This is a genomic window from Kocuria atrinae C3-8 (genome assembly GCF_000286355.1).
GTDB classification, from domain to species: Bacteria; Actinomycetota; Actinomycetes; order Actinomycetales; family Micrococcaceae; genus Kocuria; species Kocuria atrinae_A.
The window spans coordinates 1-7576 of record NZ_AJXN01000132.1 but is presented as its reverse complement, the minus strand read 5'-3'; the positions used below and the strand labels follow the sequence as shown (position 1 = coordinate 7576).

Genomic DNA, 7576 nt, shown 5'->3' with positions numbered 1-7576 from the left:
GGACCACCCCGCCCGCCGGTGCGGCCGGGCCACCCGATCCGCCCAACGTCTTGACCCAGCCGCCCTATCGCGGCCAACCACCTGATGCCGCCTTACTGCAAAGTAAGCCGCCCTACCGTGCAGTAAAGCGGGATGAAATGGCGGGGCTCGCAAGGAGAGTGAGTCGAGTCGGCAGGTCACCTGTGGATAACCCGGACTGACCAACCCCGAGACCGCCTACAGTCGCGGTCATGAAAGCCGCCCGCGTGCTGAGTCTCGACCCGTTGCCAGATGTCCTGCCAACGGTCGACTGGGGTATGCGCGTTCCTCAACTCAACGCGGACCCCAACATGGTGCGCCTGACCCGCGGATATTGGTTCCGCAAGCCGGAGCATTACGAACCAGCGATGCTGGCTGTCTTGCTGCAGCGACACTTCCGACAGGGCCTGAGAAGCTTGCCGATCACCGGCCTCCATGCATTGCGGTTGTACAAGTTGCCCGTCGACTCCACCCAACACTGGGTCAATCCGACACTCGGACACGAACCGCCTCCGCGAGCACGCACCTTTGCGAGCGCCATGGACACACCCCACCTGGCCTGGAGAGATCGCCGACCCAAGTCTGAGCTGGGTGGTGCCACGTTGACCAAGACCTACGGACTGAACCCGTACCTGGGACCGTCGGAGTCCGCCCTCACCCATCCGGTCGAAGCACTGAGCGTGGCCGCCCCTTACCTGTCCTCGTGGCGAATCATTGCCTGCTTGGACTACCTGCTGGCGCACCGGATCCAAGTCAGCACCAAGATTTGGCTGAAACCGTTCGATCGCGAAGAAATCACGCGGGCCCTCTCCCTGCTTCCCCCGCGCTCGCGTTCCGTCTGTCGAATCGCCAGACTCCTGAACCACGCGGTGAACGTACGTGGTCTTCGCCCGAAACATTGACGCGATTACTGGTCCTCAAGAACGGCTTCCCTCCACCCAGCATGAACCCGCTGGTGATGCTGGATGGCCGAGAACGATTCCCTGACCTCGCTTGGGTCAGCAAGCGCACGGCCCTCGAATACAACAGCAATGATCACGCGATCGACACTCAGATCTACCGGGACGAGAACTACAGGCTCGAACGCTTCCGGGATGCTGGATGGAAGGTGCGGGTGTTGACCTGGGACGACCTAAGAGAACCGCATCGTCGAGCACAGTGGATGGACTGGCTGGCCCGACAGCTGGGCTAACCAGCCGATTGGCCGGAGCTATCGAGCCGGGTTGCGAAATCTGAACGCGGGAGCAGGTCCTCCCCAACCATTTGATGCCGCCATACTGCAGAGTATCCATGCCTACCGTGCAGTAAGTCGGGATGAGATGGCTCGGCCCCCAACGCGCCCGGAACCGCGGCCGAAGGAACGGACTGGTCAGCAGCACCCTAAGACGCAGACCGAAAATTCATTTGTCAAACCTTTGACAAGTTTTTGTAAACGGTTGATACTTTTTCTGCACAGCTAGTGACGCCAGTCACGATCACCAGTACTATCTATTCCAACGACCATTCGGTCAGTAATCACAGATCTTGCCGGGCCCGGACCGCGCAACTCATGATCCTGGAGCTTCCATGGCTACTAACGCAGCTTCACCGCCCGCACAGCAGCAGGCGCACACCATGTCCCGCGAAGAGCGCAAGGTTCTCGCCGGCACCCTGGTGGGAACCACCATCGAGTGGTACGACTTCTTCATCTACGCGCAGGCCGCCGCCTTCATCCTGGCCGCGCATTACTTCAATCCACTTGGCGAGGACAACGCAGCCTGGCACAGGTGGTCGCCTGGGCCTCGCTTGGCATCAGCTTCCTGTTCCGTCCGCTGGGTGCCATCGTCGCCGGTCATATCGGTGACAAGTACGGCCGCAAGATCACGCTCGTCTTGACCTTGTTCGGCATGGGCGCGGCCACCACGTTGATCGGCCTGTTACCTACATACGAACAGATCGGCATCGCCGCACCCATCATCCTGATTTGCCTTCGCATCCTGCAGGGCTTCTCCGCCGGCGGCGAATGGGGCGGCGCCGCCTGATGGCCGTGGAGCACGCACCCAACCACAAGCGCGGCATGTTCGGCGCATACCCGCAGATCGGCGTACCCCTGGGCATGCTGATGGCCACCCTGTTCATGTTCGGTCTGACCTCCATGCTCACGGCCGAACAGTTCGAGTCCTGGGGCTGGCGCGTTCCCTTCTTGTTCTCGATCGTGCTGATCGGTGTGGGCTACGCGATCCGTCGCGCGGTGGACGAATCCCCTGTGTTCGTGGCCATGCAGCAGCGTGCCAAGGAGTCCTCAGCTCCGCTGGGTCAGCTCTTCCGCACTAACAAGCGCGAAGTAACCTTGGCCGCCCTGATCTTCGCAGCCAACAACGCCGCCGGCTACTTGGTCATCGCATTCTTCGCGTCCTACGGTGCCACGGTCCTGGGTATGCCTCGATCTCAAACCCTGGTCGCGTCACTGATCGGCGGTGTGGGCTGGTTGATCTTCACGATGCTCGGCGGTTGGATGTCCGACAAGATCGGGCGAAAACTAACCTTCCAACTCGGTTACGGTTCATCATCCTGTGGGCCATCCCCATGTGTTCATGCTGGACACCGCGTCGCTACCGCTGTTCGCCGCCGCAATCTTCATCCTGACCATCGGACTGGGCCCGTCCTACGGCCCGCAGTCCGCAATGTACGCGGAAATGTTCCCGGCACGCGTCCGCTACTCGGGCATCTCGATCGGCTATGCACTCGGCTCCATTATCGGCGGCGCCTTTGCACCGATGATTGCCCAACTTCTGCTGAACGAGACCGGCCAATCCTGGACCATCGGTCTCTACATCGCTCTCCTCTCCGCAGTGTCCTTCACCGCCGTGTGCTTCGTTCGCAAGTCCGATCAGGGCCGCGACCTGCACATCGAGGAAGTCCACGAGGAGTTCATCGCCAAGCACCCGGGCGAAGAAGTTCCCCCGGTGTTGCCCGAGGACATGGAAGCCCACAAGCCGCAGCACCGCGCTTAAGGCTCCACCCCTCACACTCAACTGAATAGCTGACGTGGCCGGATCCCTCGGGGTCCGGCCACGTCGCATTCCCTGATCGTTCAGCTCCTGCCCGCACCATGGGTACGAGCACACTAAGAATCCCAAACCCACAAACCTGGCCGAGCGTATTGACGTAGCTCACAAAATCGTGGAATCTTAGATGAACGATCGGTCAGTTATTGCCCCTGCGAAGGAGTCCGCATGTCCTCGATGCCGCACGCTTATCTAGTCGGAGGGGCTCGAACCCCTGTAGGTCGTTACGGCGGGGCACTGTCCTCCGTTCGTCCTGACGACATGGCCGCCCTGTGTATCAAGTCCGTGGTCGAGGCCGCCGGCATTGATCCCGCAGACGTTGACGAGGTCATCCTCGGCAACGCCAACGGAGCTGGCGAAGAAAACCGCAACGTGGCCCGCATGGCGTGGCTGCTGGCAGGATTCCCGGACACCGTTCCCGGCATCACCGTGAACCGTCTGTGCGCATCCGGCATGTCCGCGATCACCATGCTTCGCAGATGATCAAGTCCGGCGCCGCGGACATCGTGGTCGCCGGTGGCGTGGAATCCATGTCCCGTGCCCCGTGGGTCGTCGAGAAGCCGAAGACCGCCTTCGCCAAGCCGGGAGAAGCCTTCGACACCTCCATCGGGTGGCGCTTCGTGAACGAGAAGTTCGAGGACGGCCCGCTGTCCCGCGATGGCAAGGCCACCTACTCCATGCCGGAGACCGCTGAAGAAGTGGCCCGCGTGGACAACATCTCCCGAGAGGACTGCGACGAATTCGCCGCCGAGTCCCACGCAAAGGCCATCAAGGCCATCGAGGCCGGTCATTTCAAGGACGAGATCGTGCCGGTCGAGGTCAAGGGCCGCAAGGCGCCGTCACAGTGTCGATACCGACGAAGGCCCCCGCCCCGGCTCCACCCCGGATGTCCTGGCCAAGCTGCGCCCCGTGGTCAAGGGTGGTTCCGTGGTCACCGCGGGTAACGCCTCATCCCTCAACGACGGCGCCTCAGCCATCATCGTGGCTTCCGAGAGCGCCATCGAGAAGTACGGTTTGAAGGCTCGTGCCGTGTGATCGACGGCGCCTCCGCAGGTTTGGCTCCCGAGATCATGGGGCTGGGCCCGGTCCCCGCCACGGAGAAGGTTCTCAAGCGCGCTGGCTGGACCGTGGATGACCTCGGTGCCGCCGAGATCAATGAAGCGTTCGCCAGCCAGTCCCTGGCCTCGATCCGCCGCCTGGGCCTGAACCCGGACATCGTCAACCGCGACGGCGGCGCCATCGCTCTGGGCCACCCGCTGGGCTCCTCCGGCTCGCGCATCGTGATCACCCTGCTGGGTCGCATGGAACGCGAGGGCGCGGACAAGGGCTTGGCCACCATGTGCATCGGCGTTGGCCAGGGTGCCGCCATGCTCGTGGAGAAGGTGTGACGCGCGCATGAGCGAACAAGCGACGTCGTCGAACGGCGAGGACCAGACCCTGCAGGGTGACTTCACCGCCATTCGCCTGGAAGAAACCCCGGATCGCCTGCATGTGATCCTGGACCGCCCGGACGTGCGCAACGCGATCGACCAGACCATGGTCGATGAGCTGCACACCGTGTGCGGCTACCTGGAACGCAACCCGAAAATCATGATCCTGTCCGGCACGGAAGTGAACGGGAAGGGGATTTTCGCCTCGGGTGCGGATATCGCGCAGCTGCGCGAGCGGCGTCGTGAGGACGCGCTGCGCGGCGTGAATTCGCAGATTTTCGACCGGATCGCCAAGCTGCCCATGCCCGTGATCGCGGCCTTGGACGGCTACGCGCTGGGTGGCGGCGCGGAACTCGCGTGGGCCGCGGATTTCCGCTTGGGAACCCCGTACGTGAAGATTGGTCAGCCGGAAACCGGCCTGGGCATCATCGCCGCGGCGGGCGCTGTGGCGCATCAAGGAACTCGCGGGTGAGCCGGTGGCCAAGGAGATCGTGCTGGCCGGGCGCATTCTCAACGCTGAAGAAGCCTTGGCCGCGCACCTGATCACCGAAATTCACGAACCGGCTGAACTGGTGAATGCCGCGCACGCACTGGCCGACCGCATCGGCAAGCAGGACCCGCTGGCCGTGCGCGTGTCCAAGCGCGTGTTCCACATGCCGCGTGAATCCCACCCTCACGTGGATGAACTCGCGCAGGCGATCCTGTTCGAATCCCAAGCCAAGTTTGACCGGATGCAGGCGTTCCTGGACCGGAAGAAGGAGAACAAGAAATGAGCGAAGAGACCAAGGGCACTGTTCCCGCCAAGGTCGGCGTGCTGGGCGGTGGCCGCATGGGTGCGGGTATCGCGCACGCGTTCCTGATCTCCGGCTCCAACGTCACCGTGGTCGAGGCGAATCCCCAGGCGGCCGCGGCTGCCAAGGAGCGCATCGAATCCGACCTGGCCAAGTCGCTCGAGCGGGGCAAGATCGACGGCAACCTGGACAAGTGGGCCGAGAACCTCTCCGTGAGCCTGGAGCACTCCGATTTCGCCGAGTGCGAGCTGGTTATCGAGGCCGTTCCCGAGATCTGGGATCTCAAGGTTTCGTCGCTGCAGCAGGTCGAGGCGAACCTCTCCGAGAACGCCTGGCTGGCCACCAACACGTCCTCGCTGTCAGTGGACGGGCTGGCCGCCGAGCTCAAGCGCCCCGAGCGTTTCTGTGGCCTGCACTTCTTCAACCCGGTTCCGGCCTCCAAGCTCGTGGAGATCGTGATCGGTCAGCAGACCAGCGATGAGCTGCAGAAGCTGACCCTCGAGTGGGTCGCCGGCATTGGCAAGACCCCGGTCACCGTGAACGACGCTCCCGGCTTCGCTTCCTCCCGCTTGGGCGTTGCGCTGGGCCTCGAGGCCATTCGCATGGTCGAAGAAGGCGTGGCCTCCGCCGAGGACATCGACAACGCATGGTGCTCGGTTACAAGCACCCCATGGGCCCGCTCGCGCTCACGGACATCGTGGGCCTGGATGTGCGCCTTGGCATCGCGGAGTACCTCGAATCCAAGCTCGGCCCCCGCTTCGCACCGCCGCAGCTCATGCGCGACATGGTCGAACGCGGCGAGTTGGGCAAGAAATCCGGCAAGGGCTTCTACGACTACTCGTAGCCTTCACTCGGGTTCTCCGGCATAGCTGGATTCCCGCACGACGACGCCGCTCGGCCCGCCTGGCGAGCCCGCGGCACCCGCCCCGGAGGATAGTTCATACATGAACTACCCACCGGGGTTTTTCGTTTGCATTGGTTAATTCTGGGGAGAAGCATACTGAGGCACCAGCATGGGGAACGTGGCTCCCCCGCGTCCGTTGTGACGACTGAAGCCCAGGTCACGATTCCGTCACGACGTATTGCATTCGCAAATCACTCCGGGAAGTGTGGGTTGTGACCTGAACGGCAACCACCTCCAAGGAGGTCAGGATCATGAACAAGAAAGCTACTGTCATTTCCGCAACTGCTCTCTCCATCCCGCTGCTGGTGGGCTGCGGCCAGGCCGATACCGAGGCCACCGCAACCCCCGCAGCCGACAGCTCGGAAGGAACCACCAGCCCCGCGGCTCAAACCGCTCAGGGTCCGGCACGGAGACAGCACCGCAGAGCACCGATTCTGCTGCACCCAGCGCGGATCCGGCCTCAACCGCAACCGGTGAGCAGTCCAATGGCGGCGAGCAGCTGCCCGCAGTAGCCGACCCTTGTGCGGGCCAGTGCACCGAAACCGGACGCATTCCGGTGGAGCACCCCAAGTTCGGTGCCATGGAAGTCGTGACCTATCACGAGGTCACGAGCCCGGAGGGTGCAGCTCCCAGCACCGGTAAGGCCTCGTACGCCCTCTACCAGAACGGTCAGCCCGTGGGTTACGTGGGCACCGATGCTGATGGCACCGAGGTCAACTTCGGCCCGTCTCCCGCTCTGGGAGGCCAGACCTGGGAGCTCGCCAACGGTTCAAACGTGGACAAGTACGGCAACGTATACCTCTCCTACGACGACGGCGTGACCGTCCTGAGCCCCACGGACAAGGGCTACGACTCCAATGGCACCATGCCCCCTGTCCGCGGCATCGAGGCTCCGTTCGTGAACTCTGATCTGAAGATCGACGAGTCCGGTGAGCCCACCATCATTCAGAAGAAGATGAACGCGGACGGTGAGGACACCGGCGAGACCACCGAGTTCACCTGGGACGGTTCGGGCTTCACCGCCAAGAACTGAGACCCACGTAAAAGATCCGCTGAGCGGCGACTCCCCCGAAAAGGACTGCGACCCCACTTCACACGAAGTGGGGCCACAGTCCTGAAATATTCGGTTCCTGAGACGGGTAATCTCACCGCTCCACGAGGATCCCGTCCTCATCTGCCCACACGGTCTTGCCGGGGCGGAAGGTCACCCCACCGAAGTTCACGATGACATCCGTCTCGCCCGAGTCATTGGGCTCTGATTTCCGCGGGTTGGTGCCCAGCGCCTTGACGCCGATCTGCAGCGTGCCCAGTTCCACGCGGTCGCGCACGGGGGCGTTGACGATCACGCCGGCCCAGCCGTTCTCCATGGCGGTGCGGGCCACGTTG

5 protein-coding genes and 4 pseudogenes are annotated in these 7576 nt (G+C 63.0%); 8 read left to right on the top strand and 1 reads right to left on the bottom strand.

From position 1 onward, the window contains the following. Nucleotides 1-230 precede the first annotated feature (230 nt). From YO9_RS0113375 to YO9_RS0113340, 8 genes and pseudogenes are all read left to right on the top strand, one after another. Entirely contained in the window at nucleotides 231-920 is a 690-nt protein-coding gene (locus YO9_RS0113375) for a hypothetical protein (protein ID WP_016997937.1), read from the top strand. 41 nt (nucleotides 921-961) lie between these two features. Beyond that, nucleotides 962-1210 carry a hypothetical protein gene (locus YO9_RS0113370; RefSeq protein ID WP_016997936.1) on the top strand — a complete coding sequence of 83 codons (249 nt, stop codon included), beginning with the start codon at nucleotides 962-964 and terminating at the stop codon, nucleotides 1208-1210. 374 nt (nucleotides 1211-1584) lie between these two features. After that, nucleotides 1585-3011: pseudogene (locus YO9_RS0113365) on the top strand (MFS transporter). 231 nt (nucleotides 3012-3242) lie between these two features. After that, nucleotides 3243-4453: pseudogene (locus tag YO9_RS0113360) on the top strand (thiolase family protein). A 7-nt stretch (nucleotides 4454-4460) separates the two neighbouring features. Continuing rightward, nucleotides 4461-5268 (top strand): annotated as a pseudogene (locus tag YO9_RS0113355) (enoyl-CoA hydratase/isomerase family protein). Then, nucleotides 5265-6130: pseudogene (locus YO9_RS0113350) on the top strand (3-hydroxyacyl-CoA dehydrogenase family protein). The pseudogenes YO9_RS0113355 and YO9_RS0113350 overlap by 4 nt, the downstream one beginning before the upstream one ends. Before the next feature lie 311 nt (nucleotides 6131-6441). After that, complete coding sequence (locus tag YO9_RS18700; protein ID WP_223286574.1) at nucleotides 6442-6702, top strand: hypothetical protein; 261 nt, start codon at nucleotides 6442-6444, stop codon at nucleotides 6700-6702. A gap of 44 nt (nucleotides 6703-6746) precedes the next feature. After that, nucleotides 6747-7223, top strand: a complete 477-nt coding sequence (locus tag YO9_RS0113340) for a hypothetical protein (RefSeq protein WP_016997932.1) — start codon at nucleotides 6747-6749, stop codon at nucleotides 7221-7223. Nucleotides 7224-7335: 112 nt separating this feature from the next. Here the strand turns inward: YO9_RS0113340 and YO9_RS0113335 are convergent. After that, the coding region (locus YO9_RS0113335) for an RraA family protein (RefSeq protein WP_016997931.1) at nucleotides 7336-7576 on the bottom strand (241 nt) is incomplete at its 5' end.

Excerpts from the sequence above, each read along its gene's own strand:
- YO9_RS0113375 (WP_016997937.1), top strand. The coding sequence starts at position 231 with ATGAAAGCCGCCCGCGTGCTGAGTCTCGACCCGTTGCCAGATGTCCTG.
- YO9_RS0113370 (WP_016997936.1), top strand. The coding sequence starts at position 962 with ATGAACCCGCTGGTGATGCTGGATGGCCGAGAACGATTCCCTGACCTC.
- YO9_RS18700 (WP_223286574.1), top strand. The coding sequence starts at position 6,442 with ATGAACAAGAAAGCTACTGTCATTTCCGCAACTGCTCTCTCCATCCCG.